Raw genomic sequence first — 21,923 nt, 5'->3', positions numbered from 1 at the left:
ACAGGGATGCGGCCTTGAGTCGAAACAGCCCGTGGGCCGTCCACCTTGCGGGCCGTCCGCAATAAACTGGGCGGGAGGAGACGTGTCGGGAAAGCGCGGCTTGGTCAGGTCGGGCACGACCGTGGATCAGATGGTGAGGGCGATCGCGGACCGCATCGTCACCGGCTATCTGCGTCCCGGCGAAAAGCTCGACGAGGGCTCGCTCGCCGCCCGCTTCGACGTCTCGCGCACGCCGGTCCGGGAGGCGCTCGGCCAGTTGAGCGCCATTGGACTGGTCGAGAGGCGGCCCAACCGGGGCGCCATCGTCGCCGTGGTCACGCAGGAGCATCTGGCCTCGATGTTCGAGAGCATGGCCGAGCTGGAGGCGATCTGCGCGCGCTTCTCGGCCGAGCGCATGACCGGCGCCGAGCGCCGCTCGCTGGAGATGGAGCATCAGGCGTCGGCACGCATGGTGCAGCTCGGCGCCGAGGAGGACTACGAGTATTTCAACACCGAATTCCACAGCAGGCTTTATCGCGGCGCCCACAACACGCATATCCACGATCTGACGGTGGCGACCCGCAGCCGGCTGGCGCCGTTCCGGCGCGCGCAATTCATGCTGCCGGGCCGGCTGGCCAAGTCCTGGCAGGAGCATGATGTGATCGTCACCGCGATCATGCGTGGCGACGCAGCGGCCGCGGGCAAGGCGGCGCGGGACCACGTTTCGATCGTCAGCGAGGCAAGTGCGGTGTTCGCGACCGTCGATCCGATGGAGTCGAGGCTCAGCCGATCCGCGCGTCGATGATCTCGACGAAGCGCGCGAAGAGACCCGCCTGCGACTTGATCTTCAGCTTGCGATAGATGGACGCGCCGGCGCCACTTGCGCCGGACGCGACGATCGGTCAAACCATAGGCCAGGTTCCTCGATGAGGCTTGTCATGCAGGTTGCAAAAACGCTCTTCCGCACCCGGCCGGGTTCCATTCCGGCCGCGAGGAAGCGCGTCTCGACAGGCTGTCACTGATCATGCGCTGCTGCCGCCACGAGAACCTGCAGCGCGCGGAGGAGACCAAGGTCGGCTCGCATGTCGTTCGCGACGGCTGGACCGAAGGGGTGCAGGACGCGCTGACCCCGGCCCATCGGCCGGCCATCAGGCGGGCGTCCGTCCTCGGATAACGCAGCTTAGATAACGCCCTATCGGAACGGACATGCCCGCCGAAGCGATCTCTCCTTCGTACGGACATGACCAATGCCTGACAATCTGAACATCTCATTCCCCGGCGCGGACACACAAAGCTGGCTGAAGACGCACGCGATCAACGAAGTCGAATGCTTCGTGCCGGACGTCAACGGCGTGCTGCGCGGCAAGACCTTGCCGGTAGCCAAATTCCTCAAGTCGCTCGACGATCGCGCGCTCTATTTGCCGAGCAGCGCCTTCCTGGTGGCGATCGACGGCCGCTATTCCGGCTCCATCGACGAGGGCTTTGCCTATTCCGATCCGGACATGCGCATGGTGCCGGATGTTTCCAGCCTGTGCCTTGCGCCCGGCAGCGCCGGCAGAGCCTATGTTTTCGCCGACACGTTCCACATGGACGACCGGCCGTGGATGGCCTCGCCGCGCCATGTGCTGAGGGCGGTGCTCGACCTCTATGAGCAGCGCGGCTGGCGCGCGGTGGTGGCGCCGGAACTCGAATTCTATCTCACGGCGCCGAATCCCGATCCGGATCGTCCGATCACCGCGCCGGTGGGGCGCAACGGCCGGCCGGAAAGCGTGCAGCATCCTTACGACATGCAGGCGATGGAGGAATTTGAACCGGTGATCCAGCGCATCTACGCGCATTCGGCGGCCGCGGGCCTGCCGCTGGAGACGCTGATCCATGAATCCGGCACGGCGCAGCTCGAGATCAACTTCCTGCATGGCGATCCGCTGGCGCTCGCCGATAAGGTACTGCTGTTCAAGCGCCTGGCGCGGCAGGCGGCGCAGGCGAACGGCATGCACGCCACTTTCATGGCCAAGCCGATCGCCGCGCAGGCCGGCAGCTCGATGCATCTGCACATGTCGATCGTCGACCGGAAGGGCGAGCCCCTTTTTGCCGGCCAGGACGGCGAGGACAGCGAGATGTTCGCGCATTTCATCGGCGGGCTGCAGAAATACATCCCCGAAATCATGCCGCTGTTTGCGCCCAACGTGAATTCCTATCGGCGCATCCGGCCGAACCACAGCGCGCCGGCCAATATCGAATGGTCGCATGACAACCGCTCCTGCGGCCTGCGCGTCCCGCTGGGCGGGCGCGCCGCCCGCCGCATCGAAAACCGGCTGCCCGGCGCTGACGCCAATCCCTACCTTGCCATGGCCGGCTCGCTGATCGCCGGCTATCTCGGCATCGAGGAGAAGCTGGCTCGCTCGCCGGAAGCCTTCGGCAATGCCTATAAAAGCAAGAGCACCCTGCCGAAGACGATGGAGGAAGCGCTCGATCGTTTCGCCGCCTGCGAGCCCGTGCGGGCGCTGCTCGGCGAGGATTTCTTCCAGACCTATCTGCGCGTGAAGAGCGTTGAGCTAGACCTGTTCCAGAGCGTCGTGACGTCCTGGGAACGCGACCACCTGCTGCTCAAGGTGTGATCATGGCCTCGCGTTCAACGGGTTTCAATTCCGGTCTCGATATCGGCAAATCCTACTATGTCGCCACCGCCAATCCGGCACCCGACCATCCGGCACTTGCCGGCGATGTCGAGGCCGATCTGGTGGTGGTGGGCGGCGGCTGCACCGGTCTTTCGGCGGCGCTGCATGCGGCCGAGCGCGGCCTGAAGGTGGCGCTGCTCGAAGGCGGCAAGATCGGCTGGGGCGCCTCGGGCCGCAATGGCGGCCAGATGATCCCGGGTTTGCGCAAGGGCGCCAAGGGCCTGGTCAAGTCCTTCGGGCCGGAGCGGGCCAAGGCTCTGTTCGACCTCGCCTTCGAGGCGCGCGGCCTGGTGCTCGACATCATCGAGCGCCACGGCATCGAATGCGATTTGCGCCTGAACGGTCACCTGGTCGGCGCCGTCAACGGCTCCGACATGCGCGACTTCGAGGAGGAGGCCGAATGCCTCGCCAAGGTGATGAAGTTCACCGATGTCGAGATTCTGTCGGCGGCCGAGGCGCGGCAGATGGTCGACACGCCATATCAGGGTGCGGTCTACGAAAGGCTCGGCGGCCACATGCATCCGCTCAACTACACGCTGGGGCTTGCGCGCGCGGCTGTCGCCTCGGGTGTCGTCATCCATGAGAACTCGGTCGCGGTGCGGCTGGAGCGCGAGCCGTTCATCCGGGTGTTCACCGACAAGGGATCGGTGCGCGCCAGGCATGTGGTGCTGGCCGGCGATGCGTTGCTGAAAGGATTGGAGCCGCGCGTCAACAGCCGCATCATGCCTGTCGGCAACTACATCGTCGCCACCGAGCCATTGGGCGAGCGCAACGTCATCCCGGCCAATGTCGCGGTCTCGGACACGCTGTTCGTGGTCAACTACTACCGCATGTCGGCCGACGGCCGTCTGCTGTTCGGCGGCGGCGAGCGCTACACGCCGTCGCCGCCGGCCGACATTGCCGGCTTCGTGCGGCCGCATATGGAAAAGACCTTTCCGCAAATCAAGGGCTGCCGCATCGACCACGCCTGGGGCGGGCTGGTGTCGGTGACCACGTCGCGCCTGCCGCATGTCGGGCACTATGGCGAGGTCTATTTCGCGCATGGCTATTCCGGCAAGGGCGTCATCCTGTCGACGCTCTCGGGTAAGCTCCTGGCGGAAGCGATCACGGGCGATGCCTCGCGGCTCGACCTGTTCTCGACACTGACGCCGCTGCCGTTTCCCGGCGGCACGGCGCTGCGCGGCCCGCTCTATGTGCTCGGCATGCTGTGGTATGCGATGCGCGATCGGCTCAGACACTGAGGGGCTATTGATATTCAGGTGAGGCCGGCCTGCAAATGGCGGTCTTCTGCGCTTCCGGTGCTCACCTGAATCCCACAGACCCCGGGCTGGCTTTCCTGCCTCTGCCGTGGCTAATGTTTGGCGGCGCCGGGGCCGAGTCTTCGGTGTTGCAGCTAGGGAAGACCGATGAACATCGAGCCGGGCCGACTGACCAAGAAAGAGCGCCATGAGCTGATCCTGTCGGAGGTCCGGCGCTCCGCCTCGATCCGCATCTCGAAGCTTGCACGGCGTATCGGCGTGGCCGGCGAGACCATCCGTCGAGATCTGATAGAGCTCGGCGAGGCGGGGCTCATCAACCGCACCTATGGCGGCGCCACAATTTCGCTGGTGACCTCGGAACCGGTGATCGCCGAACGCGGCCTCATCTTGGTCGAGGAGCGGGCCCGCATCGGGCGTGGCGCGGCCGGACTGATCGAGAAAGGCTCGATCGTGATGATCGACGGCGGGTCGACCACCTACGAGGTGGCGCGAAGCCTCTCGCAGCACGGCCGGGACCTGACGATCATCACGAACTCCATCGGCGTCGCCTCTGTGGCCGGCGCCAATCCCGGCTTCCGCGTCATCCTTTGTCCCGGCACCTATGACAGCCGCGAGGCGGCCGTGCTCGGCGAGGACACGGTCGAATTCGTGCGCCGCTACAATGCCGACGTCGCCATCATCGGCGCTTCGGCGCTGAACGCCGAAGGGCCGAGCGACATGATCTCGGGCGCGGCGGCGGTGAAGCGGACGATGATGAGGCGGTCGCTGTCGACGATGCTGGTCGTCACCAACGACAAGTTCGGCCGCAGCGGCCTGGAGCGCGTCTGCGCGCTGAGCGAGATCTCGGACATCGTCACCGACAGCGAGCCGGCAGCCGAACTGCGCGCCGCGATCGACGAGGCAGGCGGCGAGCTTCACGTCTTTGCCGAATAGGTAATCGACTAAGCATCCCGATTGGTGAGCGCGATGTGGCAGCAGCCGGAGCCGTGGCCCGGCGTCCAGGTGGTGTTGGCGAAACCCACGCCGGTGGCCTCGAACAGGCCGCGGTCGAAGGCGCCGGCGATGCGGCAGAGCGTGGCGAGTTTCTCCTCGCCGACACCGGCCTCGACCCAGGCGTCCTTCAGCGGGCAACGCTTGACCTTGAAGGCGATATGGTCCGGCCCGCGCTCGACATGGGTCGGATACATGCGGCCGCCGTCCGGGCTGACCGCCAGGAACGCCTCGCCGATCGCCGGCGCGTCGTTGGGGCCGAAACCGGCGAAGGCAGCCGCCGCGACTTCCCGGCCGCGCTTTTCGATAGTGCGCACCATCACAGCTTCGGCCTTCGCGGCGCCGAGCTCGGCGGTCAGTTCGTCGAGGAAGAGGCGGTAGAGGTCGGCCCGGTTGCGGAAGGCGGAATCGAGCTCTCGCGACAGTTTTTCGGCTCGGGCAGCTTCGGGATCGGTCATGGTGCGTCCTGATTTTGTTGTTTGACCATAATCTCGACCGCAAATCGGTTGCCATTTTGCGGGATCATGCTCGGTTCCTGATCAGTCTTGGCGTCGCCGCAACCAGCGCCTTGCCGATCGCTGATTGCGGGTTGGCGATGACGGCGCGGGCATCGCCGCTTTCGGCGATCCGGCCGGCATCGAGGAGGACGACGCGGTGGGCGACGGCGCGGATGACGCCTAGGTCGTGGGAAATGAACAGGTAAGCGATCCGTTCCTGCCTTTGCAGGTCGATCAGCAGTTCGAGGATCTGACCGCGCACCGAAACATCGAGCGCCGACACGGCTTCGTCGAGCACGATCAGCGACGGTTTTGTTGCGATGGCGCGGGCGATCGCCACGCGTTGGCGCTGTCCGCCGGAAATCTCGTGGATGGCGCGCGCGGCAAGGCCGGCGTTGAGGCCGACGCGCTCCAGCAGCGCCGCGATACGCCGCGGACGCTCGGCGCGCGAAGCGATGTTATGGATGCGCAAAGGGTCGTCGAGCACGCGCGCCACGGTGGCGCGCGGATTGAAGGCGGCGAGCGGATCCTGGAACACCATCTGCAGGCGGGCGCGGCGGGCGCGCAGCGCGGCGCCCGACAGCGCGAGGAAGTCGGCGCCTCCGAAGCCGATGCGGCCGGCGTCGGGCTCGATCAGCCTGAGCACCAGCCTTGCGATCGTCGACTTGCCGCTGCCGGAGGGGCCGGCGAGCGCCAGCGTCTCCGCCGGGTTGATTTCGAAGGATACGTCATCGACCGCCGCGAAAGGCTTGCCGCCGCGATGGTAGCGTTTGGTGAGATTGGAGACGGTAAGCAAGCTCATGCCGAAACGCCTTGCCGGTCAAGCAATGGCTCGGCGTCGAGGCCGAGATGAGCGTCGAGCAGGGAGCGCGTATAGGCATGGCGCGGTGCGTTGAGGATCTGGTCAGTCTCGCCAAGCTCGATCAATTCGCCATGGCGCAGCACCGCGATGCGATCGGCAAGCGTGGCGGCAAGCGCGATGTCATGGCTGATGACGATGAGCGTCATGCCGTCCTCGGCCACCAGCCGGCGGATCAGGGCGACGATCTCGGCCTGAACGATGGTGTCGAGCGCGCTGGTCGCTTCGTCGGCGATCAGAAGTTTTGGTGCGGCGGCGATTGCGGCGGCGATGGCCACGCGCTGCTTCTGGCCGCCGGAGAGCTGGTGCGGGTAGGCGTGGAGGGCGGCGTCCGGGTCGGGCAGGCGGACGCGTTCGAGAAGGGTTTTGGCTTTGGCGTAGGCTTCGCGCCAAGTGAGGCGGAGATGGGTGTGCGCGACCTCCGCTATCTGCCTGCCGACAGGCATCACGGGGTCGAGGCTGGAGGAGGGGTCCTGGAAGACGAAGCCGATGTCGCGGCCGAGGCGGGGGATGGTATCGCGAGGACGAGAAGGTTGGCGTTCTACGGCGCCCCCCTCTGTCCTGCCGGACATCTCCCCCACTTGGGGGGAGATAAGCAGTTCCGCTGTCGGATCTCCCCCTGCAACGTTGGAGATCGGCGAAGGCGGCGATGAGGGCTCAATCTCCCCCCTTGTGGGGGAGATGTCCGGCAGGACAGAGGGGGGCGCGAAGGAATGAGACGTTTGCGATTTCGCTATCGACCAATCGATGGTCCCCCCAATCTCCACACCCCTCGTCAGCAACCCCGCAACCGCCAGTGCCAAGGTGCTCTTGCCGGAACCGCTTTCGCCGATGATCGCCAGGCGCTCTCCAGCCTCCACATCCAGGCCGACGCCCTTGAGTGCCTGCACCGCGACGCCGTCCCGCCGATATCGCACCGACAAATCCCGGATCGAAAGCAGCGCCGTCACGACAGGCTCCTGCGTACGGCAGTGCTCTCCACCACGCCCTCCCCGGCGAGGTAGACGCCGAGAACGGTCAGCACGAGCGACACCCCAGGAATGATCGATAGAAACGGCGCGGTGCGTAGCACCGTGCGTCCCTCGGCGATCATGCCGCCCCAGGTAACGCGGTTGGGGTCGCCGAGGCCGAGGAAGGAAAGCGCTGCCTCGGTCAGGATTGCCGCCGCGACGATCACGGAAGACAGCGCCAGCACTGGTGGCAGTGCATTGGGCAGCACCTCGCGAAAAGCGATCTCCAGCGGATGCATGCCGATGACGCGGGCGCCGGCAACGTAGTCGCGCTCGCGGATCGATAGCACTTCCGCGCGGGCGACGCGCGCCGGGCCGGTCCAGGCGCTGAGCGCGATCGCCGCGACGACGATGCCGAGCGAGGGGCCGACGATGCTGACGAAGGCGAGCGCCAGTAGGAAGCTCGGCACGGTCTGGAAGGCGTCGGTGACGCGCATCAGCACTTCGTCGATAAGGCCGCCGGCGAAGCTGGCCAGAGTACCGATAACGGCACCGATCAAGAGCGCCGCGGCGGCGGCTGCCAGCCCGACGGCAAGCGAGGTGCGGGCGCCGTGGAATAGCTCGGCCAGCACGTCGCGGCCGAGCCGGTCGGTGCCGAGCGGCAGCGACCAGTCCTGGAAGGGCGGCAGCAGCGCCGGGCCGGCGATCGCTTGCGGGTCGCCGGGAAAGAGCAGCGGCGCGGCAAGCGCCATCGCAATCAGCAAGGCAAGGATCGTTGCGCCGGCAATCGCCTCCGGTGTACGGAAGAAGCGACGTAGGCAGTTCATGCGTTCGCCTCGCCGGCGCCCACGCGCGGATCGAGGAAAGCGTAGGCGAGATCGACCAGAAGGTTGATGACGATGACCAGGACGGCGCTGATCAGGATGATGCCGAGCAGCAGCGGCGTGTCGCGTCCGGCGACGGCTTCCTGCGCCAGACGGCCGAGACCGGGCACGGCGAAGACGCTTTCGATGACGACGCTGCCGCCCAGCATCTGCGCCGACTGCAAGCCGAGCATGGTGACCAGAGGCAGAAGCGCGTTGCGGGCGACATGGGCGAGCACGATGCGGCGGCGCGGCAGGCCCCTGGCGCGGGCGGCCAGGACAAAATCCTGCCGCCAGGCCTCGGCCATGCCGGCGCGCATCATGCGCAGATAGAGCGCGAGATAGATGAAGCCGAGCGCCGACACCGGCAGCACGAGATGGGTGGTGATATCGGCGGCGCGGGCCAACCCGGTTCTGCCGGAGGCGATGGTCTCGATGCCGCCGATCGGCAGCCAGCGCAAATCGACGGCGAAGACGACGATGAGTACGAGGCCGAGCCAGAAGCCAGGCACGGCATAGAGCGCTAGCGAGCCGATCGACAGGAAGCGGTCGCGGAAGCTGCCGGGCCTTGCGCCGGCATAGATGCCGAGCGCCGAGCCGAGGCCGAAGGAAAGCGCGGTGGCGCTGCCCATCAGGATCAGCGTGGTCGGCAGGCGTTCAAGGATGATTTCGCGGATCGGCCGCGAGAAGGTGACCGACTGGCCGAGATCGAGATGCAGCAATGCCCAGAGGTAATTGGCGAGGCGGGTGAGCTCCGACTGGTCGAGGCCCCAGCGATGGCGCAGCAATTCGATCATGCCGGCATCGCCGCCGGTCGAGACGATATAGGAGTCGACCGCATCGCCGGGCGCGGCCTCGAGAAGGAGGAAGCTGCCGATGACGACGATGAGGAGCACGAAGACGCTGCCGACGAGGCGGCGGCGCAGGAGGCGGAGGGCGCGGGTCATACGCGCCTCGGTGGGTTGGCCGTAGGCTGGCTATAGGAAAAGCCGAGCCCAGGACGGAACGCGACCTTCGGCCAAATTCCGATTTCTTCGCGAATTTTCATCCGCGCGAATGTGTCACGATTCCAAATAAGTGTCCGCCCAGTTCGACACCGCCCAGCGCGGGTTGTTGGCGATGTTGCCGACGGTATCGCGCGCGACCGAAATGAAACTCCATTCGGCAACGTTGATCAGCGGCAGGTCGGCCGCGACCTTTTTCTGGAACTCCTTGTACAGCTCTGTGCGAGCGGCGGTGTCGAGCGTCTCCGAGGCCTTGGCGATCAGGGCGTCGAGCTCGGCGTTCTTGTAGCCGCCCTGGTTGGAGAAGGGCACGCCATCGGGAATGCCGCTCTGCACCAGGATGGTGGTCGAGATCGCCGGGTCGCCGCGGAACACCGGCGGGCCGACGGCGAGGTCGAAGGCATGGTCGGTGTAGACGGCCTTGATGTGGGCCGCCGAGTCGTTGTTGACGATTTCGGCGTCAATGCCGATCGCCGCCAGCGCCTGGCGCAGATAATCGCCGAACTGCTTCGTTTCGTTGAAATAGGGCGCCGGCAAAAGCTTCAGCGCAAAGCGCTTGCCGTCGTCGGCGCGCTTGTAGCCGGCTTCATCCAGCAGCGCGTTGGCCTTGGCGACGTCGAAAGGATAGGTCGGCACGTCGGCGGTGTAGAATTGCGGGTCGTTCTTCGGCACCGGGCCGGTGGCGGTCGCGGCATAGCCAAGGAAGACCGTCTTGACGACGAAATCCTTGTCGATGGCATGGGCGATCGCCTGCCGCACTTTCAGATCGGCCAGTTCCTTGCGACGGTGGTTGATCTCGACGACGAGCTGATAGGTCAGCCCCTCGTAACCCTTGGTGATGACCTTCAGTCCCGGCACCTTGGAGATCCGGTCGAGATCGGCGAGCGGCACGGCGGAGAAGGCGGCGAGCTGGATCTCTTCCGCCTCCAACGCAGCCGCGGCGGACGTGCGGTCCGGCAGCACCTGGTAGACGATCTCGTCCAGACAAGGCTCGTCCTTGCCCCAGTAGGCGTCGTTCCTCGTCAGCCGGTAATATTGCCCGGCCTTGTATTCCGCGAATTTGAACGGACCGGTGCCGACCGGCGCGTTGTTGGCCGGGTTGTCCTCGATCTTGCCCACCTCATAAAGGTGTTTCGGCACGACGCTCGACAGCGCCGGCAGCGCATTGCGGATCAGCTGGAACGGCGTCGGCTTGGCGAATTTGAAGATTGCCGTCAGCTCGTCCGGCGTGTCGACGGCGAAAAGGTCCTTGAATACGGTGCGGCCGAGATTCTGCAGCGGTTTCCAGATCTGCAGCGCCGAGAAGGCGACGTCGGCGGAGGTGAAGGGCTTGCCGTCGTGCCATTTGACGCCGTCGCGCAATTTGAAGGTCACCGACAGGCCGTCGGCAGCACCCTCCCAGGAAAGCGCGAGCCGCGGCTGAAGCCCGTCCTTGCCGTCGAAGGAGGCTTCGGCCAGCGTCTCGACGATCTTGCTGGAGATGAAGAAGACGCCGTTGGAGGCGACGATCGCCGGGTTGAGGTTGCGCGGTTCGGAATCGGCGGCCAGCACCAGGCGGCCACCCTTCTTCGGCGTCTGCGCAAAGCCGATGGTCGGCAACGCCGTCGAAGCCAGCAGCAGCGCCGAGCCGGCCAGCAGGCCGCGGCGTGAAATCGTCAATTCGGGCATCGTTCAAACTCCCCTCTTCGCACCGTGGCAGGTGCGCCAATGCGGTGATTATGGTCCTTGGCAAAGGTTTCGCCAGAGACGGATTTGGCGCATCATGGCTTGGCTTTGAAATTTCCGTCCGCTGGACCATCCGGGCAGAAGGCGTTCCGATCCCCTAATCTGGTAGGACCAGATTGTAGTGAAGCGGGATCGGGATTTGGGACATAAACCGCCTTTAGCGCGAAAGTGATCGATTCTGGCTGGACCAGAGCCGCCAAAATGATGCAGATTTGACTGAAAGCCATAAATCATAATGTTCGGCGCTTCTGCGGCCGATGAAAACAGGGAGAGGCAGATGAACATCGCTCCGGGCAAGACCGAGGTCAGCAGCATTCCATTCGATCAGGCGCGGGTGGACCGGCTGATGGAAGAGGCCGGCATCGATGTGCTGTTCGCCACCTCCAAGCACAACACGCAATATCTTCTCGGCGGCTACAAATTCATCTTCTTCGCGGCGATGGATGCGATCGGCCACAGCCGCTATCTGCCGATCGTGCTTTACGAGAAGGGCGGACCGGAGCATGCGGCCTATATCGGCAACAAGATGGAAGGCGGCGAGCACCAGAACCATCCGTTCTGGACGCGGACCTTGCACGCCGCCTGCTGGGGTACGCTCGATGCCGCCAATCTGGCGGTCGAGCATCTGCGCCAGATCGGCAAGTCGGCGGCGCGCATCGGCATCGAGCCGGGCTTCCTGCCGTCGGATGCCTATGCGCTGGTCCGCAAGGCGTTGCCGGACGCCAAGCTGATCGATGCGACCGGCATGCTTGAGAGCATGCGCGCCATCAAGACCGAGGCGGAGCTGGAACAGCTGCGCATCGCCTCCGAACTGATCACCGACTCGATGCTGGCGACGATCGCTTGGGCGCGCGAAGGAACAACAAAGACCGATATCATCGAGCGGCTCAGGCGCGAGGAGACCAATCGCGGCGCGCATTTCGAATATTGCCTGCTGACGCTGGGCTCCAGCCACAACCGCGCTTCGTCCAGCCAGGCGTGGAAGAAGGGCGAGGTGCTCTCGATCGATTCCGGCGGCAATTATCACGGCTATATCGGCGACCTTTGCCGCATGGGCGTGCTCGGCGAGCCCGATGCCGAGCTGGAGGATCTTTTGGCCGAGGTCGAGGCGGTGCAGCAGGCTGCCTTTTCCAAGGTCAAGGCAGGCATCCTCGGCGGCGACATGATCGCGCATGCGGAGAGCGTGCTGAAGGCCTCGAAGGTTTCGGCCTACACGGATTTCTTCGCCCACGGCATGGGGCTGATCACGCATGAGGCGCCGTTCCTGATGACCAACCACCCGGTCGCGTATGAAGGCACCTATGCCGCCAAGCCGCTGGAAAAGAACATGGTGCTTTCGGTCGAGACGACCATGCTCCACCCGACGCGCGGCTTCATCAAGCTGGAGGACACGGTCGCGGTGACGGACAGCGGCTATGTGATGTTCGGCGATCGCGGGCGCGGATGGAACAGGGGTGGGGCGGCAGCTTAGTCTCAACGGCGCTCCCCCTCACCCGGGTTGCCAGCCGAATTGCGAAAGGCAATTCGGGGCAATCCGACCTCTCCCCGAGGGGAGAGGAGATGGTCGGCGCCCACCTCTTCTCCCCTCGGGGAGAAGGTGGCCGCGAAGCGGCCGGATGAGGGGGCTGCGACGCTGAAGATTATTTACCCGCCGGCAGCAGCCTGAAATCCGGCAGGTCGCGCAGCGCTCGTTCCGGGCCGGCGGGCGAATAGACGACGAAGAGCTGCATAGGCTGGTCGCCGGTGTTGAGCGTCGAGTGGAAGCGGCTTTCCGGCACGTAGATGGTGCAGCCGGGGCCGACCTTGGCCACCACCGGATTGCCCTTCTCGTCCTCCACCATCTGCTCGCCATGGCCGGAGATGACGAAAATGATCTCCTCGGCGCCGGGATGATTGTGGCGGGTGTGGCCCTGGCCGGGCGGCAGATCGACGACGCCGCCGGAAAAGCGCTCAGCGCCGTTCACTTCCGGCGCGACGGTCAGCGACAGTCTGCCCCAATCGAAGCCGAAGGCGCTGACATCCTTCGGGTAGACGAACACTTTGCTCTTGTCGGCCATTGCCTCATCCCTTCGTTTTCACTTTCATCGGGGCATCGGATTTTCCCAGAACCGGCTTCCATTTTTAGGTCCGATGCCCTAGCGCGACCGTCTTGAAATCCGCCGTCTGCCTGGCGATTGCCGCTTCGGCCGGCAGCCGCTCCATCGAGCTTGCGCCATAGAAACCGTGCAGACCCTCGCAGCGCTCGAGGATGTAGCGGGCGTCATCGGGCATCGAGATCGGCCCGCCATGGCAAAGCAAGATGACGTCCTTGCGCACCGAGCGCGCGGCATCGGCGATGGCGTCGATCTCCTTCACGCAGGCGTCGAGCGTCTTCGCCGAGGTGGCGCCGATCGAGCCGCCGGTGGTGACGCCCATATGGGCGACGACGATATCGGCGCCGGCCCTGGTCATGGCGCGCGCCTCGTCCGGATTGAAGACGTAGGGCGTGGTGAGCAGATCAAGCTTGTGCGCCTCGGCGATCATATCGACCTCGAGCCCAAAACCCATGCCGGTCTCCTCGAAGCTTTGGCGCATGGTGCCGTCGAACAGGCCGACGGTCGGAAAGTTCTGCACGCCGGAAAAGCCCATCGTCTTCAGTTCGGAAAGCAGCAGCGGCATGATGACGAAGGGGTCGGTGCCGTTGACGCCGGCCAGCACCGGCGTCTTCTTCACCACCGGCAGCACCTCATAGGCCATTTCCTTGACGATCTCGTTGGCGTTGCCGTAGGCAAGCAGGCCGGCAGCCGAGCCGCGCCCGGCCATGCGGTAGCGGCCGGAATTGTAGATGATGATCAGGTCGATGCCGCCGGCTTCCTCGGCCTTGGCCGACAGGCCGGTGCCGGCGCCGCCGCCGACGATCGGCACGCCGTCGGCGATCATCTTGCGGAATTTTTCGAGGATCTTTTTGCGCGGAATGGCGGCCATGCCTTTTGTCTCACTTGCTGGCGATGTCGAGAAAAGCCTCGGCCGCGGCCGTGGCGAAGGCGGGATCGTTGATGTGCAGCGGCAGGCGCGTCACGGTGCGGTCCTTCGTCGGCTCGATCGTGCGCTCGATGGCCTCGAACAGCGCTTGATCGGCCTCAGCGTCGAAGAAAGCGCCGCCCTCTATGTCGAGCGCCGAGACGCCCTTTTCCGGGATCAGGAAACGGACCGGGCCGTCGCAGCGGGCGAGGCGGCCGCCGATCCATTCACCGATCCGGCGGCATTCGTCGGCGGCGGTGCGCATCAGCGTGACATTGGGATTGTGCTCGTAGAACAGCCGTCCGCGGTAGCGCTCCGGAATGGTCGGCGGCGCCCAAAAGTTCACCATGTCGAGCGCGCCGACCGAGCCGACATAGGGCAGTTTCGTGCGGGCGATGGCGCCGAAGCGGTCCTCCGTTGCCGGCAGCACGCCGCCGAACAGGAAATCGCAGACCTCGGTCGTGGTGATGTCGAGGACGCCAGCCAGCAGGCCGGAATCGGCGAGCTTTTCCATCGAGCGGCCGCCGGTGCCGGTGGCGTGAAAAACCATGCAGTCGTGGTCGTCGCGCAATCGCCCGACGATCGCGGTCACGCAAGGGGTCGTGACGCCGAACATGGTCAGCCCGAGCGCCGGCTTGCTGGCGGCGGCTGACGCTGGCTTCGCCGCCATGCCGGCGATCGCCTGGGCGGCATTGTGCAGCACGACGCGCGAGAGCCTGTTCAGGCCCGCCATGTCGGTCACCGACGGCATCATGATAATGTCGGAGACGTCGACATAAGGCGCGGTGTCACCGGAGGCCAGCGTCGAGACCATGAGCTTTGGCAGGCCAAGCGGCAGCGCGCGCATGCCGGCGGTGACGATCGAGGTGCCGCCGCCGCCGCCGATGCCGATCACCCCGGCAATGTCGTCGCGCGACTGGATGAAACTTGCAAAAGCGGCCCCCATGCCGGCAACGGCGGCGCCGCGGTCATCGAGGCCGAGAACGGCGTGGACTCCCTTGGGATGATGCGCGGCGACCTCGCTGGCCGGGATATCCACCGGGACGGTAGCGCCGCGCGTGCCGATATCGACACGCACGACCGCGCCGCCGGCAGCAGTGATTGCATCGGCGAGAAAGGCAAGCTCCTCACCTTTGGTGTCGGCGGTGCCGACCACATAGATGCGCTTCATGCGCGTTTCCCCGTCGTTCGGCATGGTCGGCTTTGCCGCCGCCTGCCTTTTTTGCACCACGCTCAAGCTCCTCGGCAAAAGCCTCGTCGCTGGTGGGGACCGTTTCTTTCTTGCCCCACCCTTAAGCTTCTCGGCAAAAAAGCCTTGTCGCTGGTGGAGACCCCATTATTGCCTAGCGTTGCGCCATTGCAAATTTTTGAGACGCGCGTATCGTATTGATATGGATGTCTCACGTCAACAAGCCGTCGCCAAGGATGAGGCCGCCCAGGCGCCGGTCGTCGAGAAGGGGGCGCGCGCCCGCACCAGGCGGCTGATGCTGGAAACGGCGACAAGGTTGATGCAGTCCGGCATGACGCCCTCGGTCAGCGAGGTTGCGGAGGCGGCGGAGGTGTCACGCGCAACCGCCTACCGGTATTTCCCGAGCCAGGCGGCGCTGGTGCAGGCCGTGGTCGATGAAGGGCTCGGTCCGATCCTCACCTGGAAGTCCACGTCGAATGATGCCGAGCGGCGCGTGGCGGATCTGTTCGCCACCGCAATGCCGCGCATCGAAACCTTCGAGGCAACGTTCAAGGCGGCGCTGAAGCTGTCCCTCGACCAATGGGCGCGGCGCCAGGCCGGCACGCTCGGATCGGAACCCGCCTTCACGCGCGGCCATCGCGTCGACCTGCTGAAGGACGCGATCGCGCCGCTCAAGGGCCGCCTGAAGCCGCGCCAGTTCAGGCGCCTGGCGCAGGCGCTGTCGCTGGTGTTCGGCGTCGAAGTCGTCACGGTGCTGAAGGACATCTGGGGGCTGGACAGCGCCGAGATGATGTCGGTGGCGCAATGGGCGGCGGGGGCGCTGGTGCGCGCCGCGATGGCGGAATCAGGAGCGAAATGAGCAGGAATGTCTGCAGCGTCAAGGGTGACAGCCGCTTAAATCTGGTTCGACCAGATTGCGAAGCCAGTTTCGAATGTTAGTTGTGGTGGGCGGCCCGTGACAAGGGCGCCACATATCGCAGAGTAGGAAAAACAAGGGAAAACAGGCAGATATCGCGACGGTCCGCTTGTTCGGCTGCTATCGGACGCTTAAGAAAGCGCTTGACGCCAAGCTGAAATTGGTAATACCAGATTAGGACCGACAGCGCGGATCAAAAGTGAAGGCTGCGATCCATTTCCGGCAGGGCGAGGAGGGTCCGGAACCGGGGAGGCGCATCACAGGAGGAACTACCAGGGTCGGCCTCACCGCCGGCTCGCATGACACGGTGGAGTGCGCACAAGGGAGGAAAACTATGCGCAAGATAATGACCAGCGTGATCGCTGGTATCGGGTTGGCACTTGCCTGCGGGACATCCGTCCGCGCGCAGGACAAGGAACTTACCATCTTCTGGGCGGAATGGGATCCGGCGAACTACCTGCAGGAACTCGTCAACGACTACACGGCCGAGACCGGCGTGAAGGTCACTGTGCAGACCACGCCGTGGCCCGATTTCCAGACCAAGGCTTTCACCGAATTCAACGCGCATGGCGATGCCTACGATATGGTCGTCGGCGACTCGCAATGGCTGGGCGCCGGTTCGACGCAAGGCCACTATGTCGACCTGACCGACTTCTTCAACCAGCATAAGCTCAACGACGTGATGGCGCCCGCGACCATCAAATACTATGCCGAATACCCCGGCGGGTCCGGCAAGTACTGGGCGATCCCGCTGGAAGGCGACGCGATCGGCTGGTCCTACCGCAAGGACTGGTTCGAGGACCCGAAGGAGAAGGAAGCCTTCAAGGCGAAGTATGGCTACGATCTCGCGGTGCCGACGACCTATGCGCAGCTGCGCGACATCGCCGAGTTCTTCCACCGTCCGGACCAGAAGCGTTACGGCGTCGCCATCTACACCGACAATTCCTATGACGCGATGGCGATGGGCGTCGAAAGCGCCATCTTCAGCTATGGCGGCGATCTCGGCGACTACGCAACCTACAAGGTCGACGGCATCACCAATTCGAAAGAGGCCGCCGCCGGCCTCGACATGTACAAGGAACTCTACAAGTTCACCCCTCCCGGCTGGGGCAAGACCTTCTTCGTGGAAGACAATCAGGCGATCACTGGCGGCCTCGCCGCGATGAGCATGAACTTCTTCGCCTTCTTCCCGCCGCTGGTGAACAAGGCCACCAATCCCTATGCCGACGCCACCGGCTTCTTCGCCAATCCGGCCGGTCCGGACGGCAAGCGCTTCGCCGCTCTCGGCGGCCAGGGAATCTCGGTCGTCTCGTACTCGAAGAACAAGGACGAGGCGATGAAGTTCCTGGAGTGGTTCATCAAGGACGAGACCCAGAAGAAATGGGCCGAGCTCGGCGGCTACACCTGCAGCCAGGCCGTGCTGAAGTCGGATGCCTTCCAGAACGCGACGCCCTACAACAAGGCGTTCTACGACACGATGTTCATGGTCAAGGACTTCTGGGCAACGCCTGAATACGCCGAAGTGCTCGATCAGCTGAACCAGAACATCTATCCGTTCGTGGTCGGCGGCAAGGGCACCGCCCAGGAGGCGCTCGACAAGACCGCCGCCGACTGGAAGGCGACCTTCACCAAGTACAACCGCTACAAGTAAGCACCACAGTCAGAATGCCGGAGGAGGGTTTCCCCTCCGGCATTCCTGTTTTCAGGGAGACATTCGTTGGCTTCGGTAGCCCTCACCAATCTTGATCCGGCCTCCAGGGCCGCCGCGCGCGGCTGGTCGGATCTGACCATCCGTAACCTGTTCATCATCCCGACGCTGGTTTTCCTGATCGTCTTCAACATTTTCCCGCTGATCTATTCGCTCGGCTATTCCTTCACGAACTTCGCCGCGAACCGCAGCGAGCCATGGCAGTTCGTCGGCCTGCAGAATTATCGCGAGCTGCTGAGCGACGACCACATCTGGTCCAACTTCGTCATCACGGCGAAATACGTCATCGTTTCGGTGGCGGGTCAGATGGTCGTCGGCTTCGGCCTTGCGCTTCTGCTCAACCGCTCCTTTCCGATGAAGGGCCTGATCACCACGCTGCTTTTGTTGCCGATGATGATGTCGGCGGCGGTCGTCGGCCTTTTCTGGCAGTTGCTCTACAGCCCGTCCTGGGGCCCGATCAACTATGTCTTCGGGCTTGGCGACTTCGCCTGGCTCTCCAATCCCGACAGCGCGCTCTATGCGGTCGCGATCACCGACATCTGGATGTGGTCGCCCTTCGTGATGCTGCTTTCGCTCGCCGGCCTGTCGGCGGTGCCGCAGCATCTCTACGAGGCCGCCGCGATCGACCGCGCCGGATGGTGGTATACCTTCACCCGCATCACCTTGCCGCTGGTCTCGCCGATCCTTCTGATCGCGCTGATCTTCCGCACCATGGAAGCCTTCAAGACCTTCGACATCGCCTACACGATGACTACCCAGCCAACCGCCGAGCTGATCGCGATCCGGCTCTATAAACAGGCCTTCCAGCAGTGGGACACGGGCAAGTCCTGCGCGCTGGCCTACATCGTGCTGATCATGGTGCTGGCCATCACCAACCTCTACGTGAAGTATCTCAACAAGGTGAAGGAGCGCTGACATGGCCGCCGTCCGCACTTCTTCCGAGGTCGCCTTCAACCGCATTGCCATTGCCGCGGTGCTGGTCGCGACGCTGATCTTCCTGGCGCCGATCTACTGGATCGCCTCGACGGCCTTCAAGCCGAAGGAGCTCGCCGTCAGCGTGCCGCCAACCGTGCTGTTCGAGCCGGAAGTGACGCCGTTCATCCGCCTGTTCACCAAGCGCGTGCAGATGCAGAAGCCCGTCGACCCGCAAGTCTACGAGGCCGCGCCATGGTGGGAAAAACGCATCTATGACGGCGGCGAGCGGGTGCTGAAGGTCGGCAAGGATGTGCAGCTCTCGCAATATCCCGACCGGTTCATGAACAGCCTGATCGTGGCGGTGATCAGCACGGTGCTGGCGGTCGGCATGGGAACCTTCACCGCCTATGGCTTCTCCCGCTTCAAGATCGCCGGCGAGGCGGATCTTTTGTTCTTCATCCTGTCGACGCGCATGCTGCCGCCGGTCGTGGTCGCCATCCCGATGTTCCTGATGTACCGGATGGTCGGCCTCAACGACTCGCATATCGGGCTGATCATCCTCTACGTCGCCTTCAACCTGTCCTTCTCGGTCTGGCTAATGAAGGGCTTCATGGACGAGATTCCGAAGGAATATGAGGAAGCAGCGCTCGTCGACGGCTACACGCGCATGCAGGCCTTCTTCAAGATCGTGCTGCCGGAAGCGGCGACGGGCATCGCGGCGACAGCCGTGTTCTGCTTCATCACCGCCTGGAACGAATATGCCTTCGCGCTGATCATGACCAACCGGCGCGCGCAGACGGCGCCGCCCTTCATCCCGTCGCAGATCGGCTCCGGCCTGCCGGACTGGACCACGATCGCAGCCGGCACCTTCCTGTTCCTGCTGCCGGTCGCGATCTTCACCTTCCTGCTGCGCAACCATCTGCTTCGCGGCGTGACGTTCGGAGCGATCCGCAAATGAATTTTCGAGCCGCCAACGAGAAATACCTTTTGCCGGCCTCGCAGATCCTGATGGTGCTCGGCATCGTCGCGCTCTGCCAGCCATGGAGCCTCAACCTGCATTCCTATGGCGTGACGATCATCCTGATCGGGCTGATCGGCTTCAACATCACGTCCAAGATCGCCCCGGAGCAGAGCGAGGAAACCGGCGCCGCGACGCAAGAGGGAGCCCGGCAGTGACGCAGATCGAACTTCGCGGCATCGAGAAATTCTTCGGTGCCGTCCAGGTCATCCACAATTTGAACCTCGCCATCGCCGACAACGAGTTCATCGTGCTGCTCGGCCAGTCCGGCTGCGGCAAGACCACGACGCTGCGCGCGGTCGCGGGGCTGGAGACGATCGACAGGGGTGACATCCTGATCGACGGCAAGCCGGTGCAGCACCTCAAGGCCGCCGACCGCGATATCGCCATGGTGTTCCAGTCCTTCTCGCTCTACCCGCATATGACGGTGTTCGAGAACGTCGCCTTTCCGCTGCGCGCCACGCGCATGAGCAGCGGCGAGGTCGACAAGTCCGTGCGCGAGGTCGCCCGGGTCCTGCGTATCACCGACCTGCTCGACAAGCGGCCGTCGGCGCTTTCGGGCGGCGACATGCAGCGCGTGGCGATCGGCCGGGCGCTGGTGCGGCGGCCGAAGGCGATGCTGATGGACGAGCCGATCGGCGCGCTGGACGCCAAGCTGCGCGAGGAGATGCGGGCCGAGATCAAGCGCCTGCACGTGAAGCAGGGATCGACAACGATCTACGTCACCCACGACCAGATCGAGGCGATGAGCCTCGCCGACCGCATCGTCATCATGCATGAGGGCTTCATCCAGCAGGTCGGCACGCCGGACGAGGTCTATTCGCACCCGGCTAATCTGTTCGTGGCGCAGTTCGTCGGCAGCCCGGTGATGAACATCGCCGACGCCCGCGTCGCGGATCAGTCCGGCGCCGCTTCCGTGACGGTTGGCGAGGCGCGGGCGGGCTTCGAGTTCCCCCACCAGCTCCTGTCCAAGCTCAATGGGCATTCCAACGGTGGCCTGACGCTTGGCATCCGGCCGGAGGGCGTGCTCGTCCGGCACGATGCGGCGCCCGGCTACATGCCGGTCGAGGCGAGCATCATCGAGCCGTTGGGATCCTTCGACATCGTCGACCTCAAGGTCGGCTCCACGATGCTGCGCGCGCGCACCAAGGCCGGTTACGTCTCGGGTCCCGGCGAGAGGGTTCATGTCCGCATCGATCCGGAACAGGCGCATTTCTTCGACACGGCAAGCGGCAAGTCACTCGGAGTAAGGCTGTAATGGCCCATATCGAACTCAAGAACATCACCAAAAAATTCGGCGGCCACACCGCGCTGACCGGCCTCAACCTCGACATTGCCGACGGCGAGTTCTTCGTGCTGCTCGGCGAAACCGGCGCCGGCAAAACGACGACGCTGCGCCTGATCGCCGGACTCGACAAGCCGACCGAGGGCCAGGTTCTCATCGACGGCGTCGACGTTGCCGGGTGGGGTGCGGCCGAACGCGACGTCGCGCTGGTGCTGCAGCAATATTCGCTTTATCCGCGCTACACGGTGCGCGAGAACCTCGAATTCCCGCTGAAGCCGAAGATCCGCCGGCTGCCGGATGCCGAGATCAAGGACCGTGTCGCGCGCGCCGCTCGCACGCTCAGGATCGAGCATCTTCTCGACCGCAAGACCGACCGGCTTTCCGGTGGCGAGATGCAGCGCGTCTCGATCGGCCGCGCCATCGTGCGCAAGCCGCGCGTCTTCCTGATGGACGAGCCGCTGTCGGCACTCGACGCCAAGCTGCGCGAGGCGCTGCGCACGGAGCTGAAGAACCTGCAGATGCAGCTTGGCGCCACGTTCCTGTTCGTCACGCACGACCAGATCGAGGCGATGTCGATGGGCGACAAGGTCGGCGTGCTCAACCATGGCCGCATTGTCCAGACCGGCACGCCGCAGGAGATCTACAACAATCCGCGCGACACCTATGTCGCGAGCTTCGTCGGCTCGCCGCCGATGAACCTGATCGACGGCAAACTGGTCAACGACCGCGCGGTGATGGCGCCGATGAATTTCGAACTGCCGCTTGCAACTGGGGGCAAGACTTTTGGCGGGGGCAGGACGAGTGGCGCGACCGATGGTCGGCCACTCGTCTTCGGTATCCGTCCGGAGGACGTGTATCTGGAAAGCGGCGCTCCGGTAGAGGCCCAGGTCCACGACGTCGAGAACCACGGCGTCGAGAAGATCGTGACGCTCAGGGTCGGCGATACGATGCTGCGGGCGACTGTGCCGGCCAGGACTGCTGTAGCGATCGAGCAGCCGGTGCGCTTCGCCTGGAACCCCGACAAGGTGGTGATGTTCGACAAGGGCAGCGGGGTGAGCCTGCGACACGCCGGATAGCGGCTTCGCCTG

The 21,923-nt window shown here is 64.6% G+C and carries 22 protein-coding genes; 13 read left to right on the top strand and 9 right to left on the bottom strand.

Going from position 1 to position 21,923, the window contains the following annotated elements; all coding sequences use genetic code 11:
- The first annotated feature begins 130 nt into the window (after positions 1-130).
- The 5 genes from EN852_RS29890 to EN852_RS29870 all read left to right on the top strand — a co-directional run bounded on the left by EN852_RS29890 (position 131) and on the right by EN852_RS29870 (position 4,849).
- Positions 131-784: a GntR family transcriptional regulator gene (locus EN852_RS29890; RefSeq protein WP_245519540.1), complete on the top strand. Its 654-nt coding sequence runs from the start codon at positions 131-133 to the stop codon at positions 782-784.
- Between the two features lie 219 nt (positions 785-1,003).
- Entirely contained in the window at positions 1,004-1,153 is a 150-nt protein-coding gene (locus EN852_RS41060) for a hypothetical protein (RefSeq protein WP_189401030.1), read from the top strand.
- Between the two features lie 73 nt (positions 1,154-1,226).
- Entirely contained in the window at positions 1,227-2,597 is a 1,371-nt protein-coding gene (locus EN852_RS29880; RefSeq protein WP_127879428.1) for a glutamine synthetase family protein, read from the top strand.
- A 2-nt stretch (positions 2,598-2,599) separates the two neighbouring features.
- Positions 2,600-3,898 carry an FAD-binding oxidoreductase gene (locus EN852_RS29875; RefSeq protein WP_127879426.1) on the top strand — a complete coding sequence of 433 codons (1,299 nt, stop codon included), beginning with the start codon at positions 2,600-2,602 and terminating at the stop codon, positions 3,896-3,898.
- A 165-nt stretch (positions 3,899-4,063) separates the two neighbouring features.
- Positions 4,064-4,849 (top strand): DeoR/GlpR family DNA-binding transcription regulator, encoded by a 786-nt coding sequence (locus EN852_RS29870; protein WP_246694446.1) that lies wholly within the window; start codon positions 4,064-4,066, stop codon positions 4,847-4,849.
- A gap of 8 nt (positions 4,850-4,857) precedes the next feature.
- Here the strand turns inward: EN852_RS29870 and EN852_RS29865 are convergent, their stop codons facing one another.
- From EN852_RS29865 to EN852_RS29840, 6 genes are all read right to left on the bottom strand, one after another.
- Positions 4,858-5,364 (bottom strand): L-2-amino-thiazoline-4-carboxylic acid hydrolase, encoded by a 507-nt coding sequence (locus tag EN852_RS29865; protein WP_127879424.1) that lies wholly within the window; start codon positions 5,362-5,364, stop codon positions 4,858-4,860.
- Positions 5,365-5,428: 64 nt separating this feature from the next.
- Entirely contained in the window at positions 5,429-6,205 is a 777-nt protein-coding gene (locus tag EN852_RS29860) for an ATP-binding cassette domain-containing protein (protein ID WP_127879422.1), read from the bottom strand.
- Positions 6,202-7,212 (bottom strand): ABC transporter ATP-binding protein, encoded by a 1,011-nt coding sequence (locus EN852_RS29855; RefSeq protein WP_189546262.1) that lies wholly within the window; start codon positions 7,210-7,212, stop codon positions 6,202-6,204. Before EN852_RS29855 ends, EN852_RS29860 begins: the two co-directional genes overlap by 4 nt.
- On the bottom strand, positions 7,209-8,039 hold the full coding sequence (locus EN852_RS29850) for an ABC transporter permease (protein ID WP_127879420.1): 831 nt from the start codon (positions 8,037-8,039) through the stop codon (positions 7,209-7,211). The genes EN852_RS29855 and EN852_RS29850 overlap by 4 nt, the downstream gene beginning before the upstream one ends.
- Positions 8,036-9,022, bottom strand: coding sequence for an ABC transporter permease (locus EN852_RS29845; protein WP_127879418.1), 987 nt, complete (start codon positions 9,020-9,022; stop codon positions 8,036-8,038). The genes EN852_RS29850 and EN852_RS29845 overlap by 4 nt, the downstream gene beginning before the upstream one ends.
- Positions 9,023-9,136: 114 nt before the next feature.
- A complete protein-coding gene (locus EN852_RS29840; protein ID WP_127879416.1) occupies positions 9,137-10,747 on the bottom strand; it encodes an ABC transporter substrate-binding protein in 1,611 nt (536 codons plus the stop codon).
- 334 nt (positions 10,748-11,081) lie between these two features.
- Between EN852_RS29840 and EN852_RS29835 the strand changes: the two genes are divergently transcribed.
- Positions 11,082-12,275: a Xaa-Pro peptidase family protein gene (locus EN852_RS29835; protein ID WP_127879414.1), complete on the top strand. Its 1,194-nt coding sequence runs from the start codon at positions 11,082-11,084 to the stop codon at positions 12,273-12,275.
- 169 nt (positions 12,276-12,444) lie between these two features.
- Here the strand turns inward: EN852_RS29835 and EN852_RS29830 are convergent, their stop codons facing one another.
- The 3 genes from EN852_RS29830 to EN852_RS29820 form a co-directional block, all read right to left on the bottom strand.
- Positions 12,445-12,861 (bottom strand): cupin domain-containing protein, encoded by a 417-nt coding sequence (locus tag EN852_RS29830; RefSeq protein WP_127879412.1) that lies wholly within the window; start codon positions 12,859-12,861, stop codon positions 12,445-12,447.
- 64 nt (positions 12,862-12,925) lie between these two features.
- Positions 12,926-13,768: a phosphoenolpyruvate hydrolase family protein gene (locus EN852_RS29825; protein WP_127879410.1), complete on the bottom strand. Its 843-nt coding sequence runs from the start codon at positions 13,766-13,768 to the stop codon at positions 12,926-12,928.
- A gap of 10 nt (positions 13,769-13,778) precedes the next feature.
- Positions 13,779-14,975 (bottom strand): Tm-1-like ATP-binding domain-containing protein, encoded by a 1,197-nt coding sequence (locus tag EN852_RS29820; RefSeq protein WP_127879494.1) that lies wholly within the window; start codon positions 14,973-14,975, stop codon positions 13,779-13,781.
- A 220-nt stretch (positions 14,976-15,195) separates the two neighbouring features.
- Here EN852_RS29820 and EN852_RS29815 point away from each other — a divergent pair, with 220 nt between their 5' ends.
- From EN852_RS29815 to EN852_RS29785, 7 genes are all read left to right on the top strand, one after another.
- The gene (locus tag EN852_RS29815) at positions 15,196-15,852 is read left to right on the top strand and encodes a TetR/AcrR family transcriptional regulator (protein WP_127868305.1); all 657 of its coding nucleotides are present in this window, start codon (positions 15,196-15,198) and stop codon (positions 15,850-15,852) included.
- A gap of 391 nt (positions 15,853-16,243) precedes the next feature.
- Complete coding sequence (locus tag EN852_RS29810; protein WP_127879408.1) at positions 16,244-17,560, top strand: extracellular solute-binding protein; 1,317 nt, start codon at positions 16,244-16,246, stop codon at positions 17,558-17,560.
- Between the two features lie 66 nt (positions 17,561-17,626).
- Positions 17,627-18,532 carry a sugar ABC transporter permease gene (locus EN852_RS29805; protein ID WP_042640683.1) on the top strand — a complete coding sequence of 302 codons (906 nt, stop codon included), beginning with the start codon at positions 17,627-17,629 and terminating at the stop codon, positions 18,530-18,532.
- Between the two features lies 1 nt (position 18,533).
- The gene (locus tag EN852_RS29800) at positions 18,534-19,490 is read left to right on the top strand and encodes a carbohydrate ABC transporter permease (RefSeq protein ID WP_127879406.1); all 957 of its coding nucleotides are present in this window, start codon (positions 18,534-18,536) and stop codon (positions 19,488-19,490) included.
- Positions 19,487-19,708: a hypothetical protein gene (locus tag EN852_RS29795; protein WP_127879404.1), complete on the top strand. Its 222-nt coding sequence runs from the start codon at positions 19,487-19,489 to the stop codon at positions 19,706-19,708. Before EN852_RS29800 ends, EN852_RS29795 begins: the two co-directional genes overlap by 4 nt.
- Entirely contained in the window at positions 19,705-20,808 is a 1,104-nt protein-coding gene (locus tag EN852_RS29790) for an ABC transporter ATP-binding protein (protein WP_127879402.1), read from the top strand. Before EN852_RS29795 ends, EN852_RS29790 begins: the two co-directional genes overlap by 4 nt.
- Positions 20,808-21,911, top strand: a complete 1,104-nt coding sequence (locus tag EN852_RS29785; RefSeq protein ID WP_127879400.1) for an ABC transporter ATP-binding protein — start codon at positions 20,808-20,810, stop codon at positions 21,909-21,911. The genes EN852_RS29790 and EN852_RS29785 overlap by 1 nt, the downstream gene beginning before the upstream one ends.
- The last annotated feature ends 12 nt before the right edge of the window (positions 21,912-21,923 follow it).

Origin of the sequence: Mesorhizobium sp. M2E.F.Ca.ET.209.01.1.1 (genome assembly GCF_004010375.2) — a bacterium.
Classification (GTDB): Bacteria; Pseudomonadota; Alphaproteobacteria; order Rhizobiales; family Rhizobiaceae; genus Mesorhizobium.
This window is presented reverse-complemented; position numbering and strand designations above follow the sequence as displayed.

What these genes read in the sequence shown, in the direction of transcription:
- EN852_RS29890 (WP_245519540.1), top strand. Translation starts at nt 131, where the DNA reads ATGGTGAGGGCGATCGCGGACCGCATCGTCACCGGCTATCTGCGTCCC.
- EN852_RS41060 (WP_189401030.1), top strand. Translation starts at nt 1,004, where the DNA reads ATGCGCTGCTGCCGCCACGAGAACCTGCAGCGCGCGGAGGAGACCAAG.
- EN852_RS29880 (WP_127879428.1), top strand. Translation starts at nt 1,227, where the DNA reads ATGCCTGACAATCTGAACATCTCATTCCCCGGCGCGGACACACAAAGC.
- EN852_RS29875 (WP_127879426.1), top strand. Translation starts at nt 2,600, where the DNA reads ATGGCCTCGCGTTCAACGGGTTTCAATTCCGGTCTCGATATCGGCAAA.
- EN852_RS29870 (WP_246694446.1), top strand. Translation starts at nt 4,064, where the DNA reads ATGAACATCGAGCCGGGCCGACTGACCAAGAAAGAGCGCCATGAGCTG.
- EN852_RS29865 (WP_127879424.1), bottom strand. Translation starts at nt 5,364, where the DNA reads ATGACCGATCCCGAAGCTGCCCGAGCCGAAAAACTGTCGCGAGAGCTC.
- EN852_RS29860 (WP_127879422.1), bottom strand. Translation starts at nt 6,205, where the DNA reads ATGAGCTTGCTTACCGTCTCCAATCTCACCAAACGCTACCATCGCGGC.
- EN852_RS29850 (WP_127879420.1), bottom strand. Translation starts at nt 8,039, where the DNA reads ATGAACTGCCTACGTCGCTTCTTCCGTACACCGGAGGCGATTGCCGGC.
- EN852_RS29845 (WP_127879418.1), bottom strand. Translation starts at nt 9,022, where the DNA reads ATGACCCGCGCCCTCCGCCTCCTGCGCCGCCGCCTCGTCGGCAGCGTC.
- EN852_RS29840 (WP_127879416.1), bottom strand. Translation starts at nt 10,747, where the DNA reads ATGCCCGAATTGACGATTTCACGCCGCGGCCTGCTGGCCGGCTCGGCG.
- EN852_RS29835 (WP_127879414.1), top strand. Translation starts at nt 11,082, where the DNA reads ATGAACATCGCTCCGGGCAAGACCGAGGTCAGCAGCATTCCATTCGAT.
- EN852_RS29830 (WP_127879412.1), bottom strand. Translation starts at nt 12,861, where the DNA reads ATGGCCGACAAGAGCAAAGTGTTCGTCTACCCGAAGGATGTCAGCGCC.
- EN852_RS29825 (WP_127879410.1), bottom strand. Translation starts at nt 13,768, where the DNA reads ATGGCCGCCATTCCGCGCAAAAAGATCCTCGAAAAATTCCGCAAGATG.
- EN852_RS29820 (WP_127879494.1), bottom strand. Translation starts at nt 14,975, where the DNA reads ATGAAGCGCATCTATGTGGTCGGCACCGCCGACACCAAAGGTGAGGAG.
- EN852_RS29815 (WP_127868305.1), top strand. Translation starts at nt 15,196, where the DNA reads ATGGATGTCTCACGTCAACAAGCCGTCGCCAAGGATGAGGCCGCCCAG.
- EN852_RS29810 (WP_127879408.1), top strand. Translation starts at nt 16,244, where the DNA reads ATGCGCAAGATAATGACCAGCGTGATCGCTGGTATCGGGTTGGCACTT.
- EN852_RS29800 (WP_127879406.1), top strand. Translation starts at nt 18,534, where the DNA reads ATGGCCGCCGTCCGCACTTCTTCCGAGGTCGCCTTCAACCGCATTGCC.
- EN852_RS29795 (WP_127879404.1), top strand. Translation starts at nt 19,487, where the DNA reads ATGAATTTTCGAGCCGCCAACGAGAAATACCTTTTGCCGGCCTCGCAG.
- EN852_RS29785 (WP_127879400.1), top strand. Translation starts at nt 20,808, where the DNA reads ATGGCCCATATCGAACTCAAGAACATCACCAAAAAATTCGGCGGCCAC.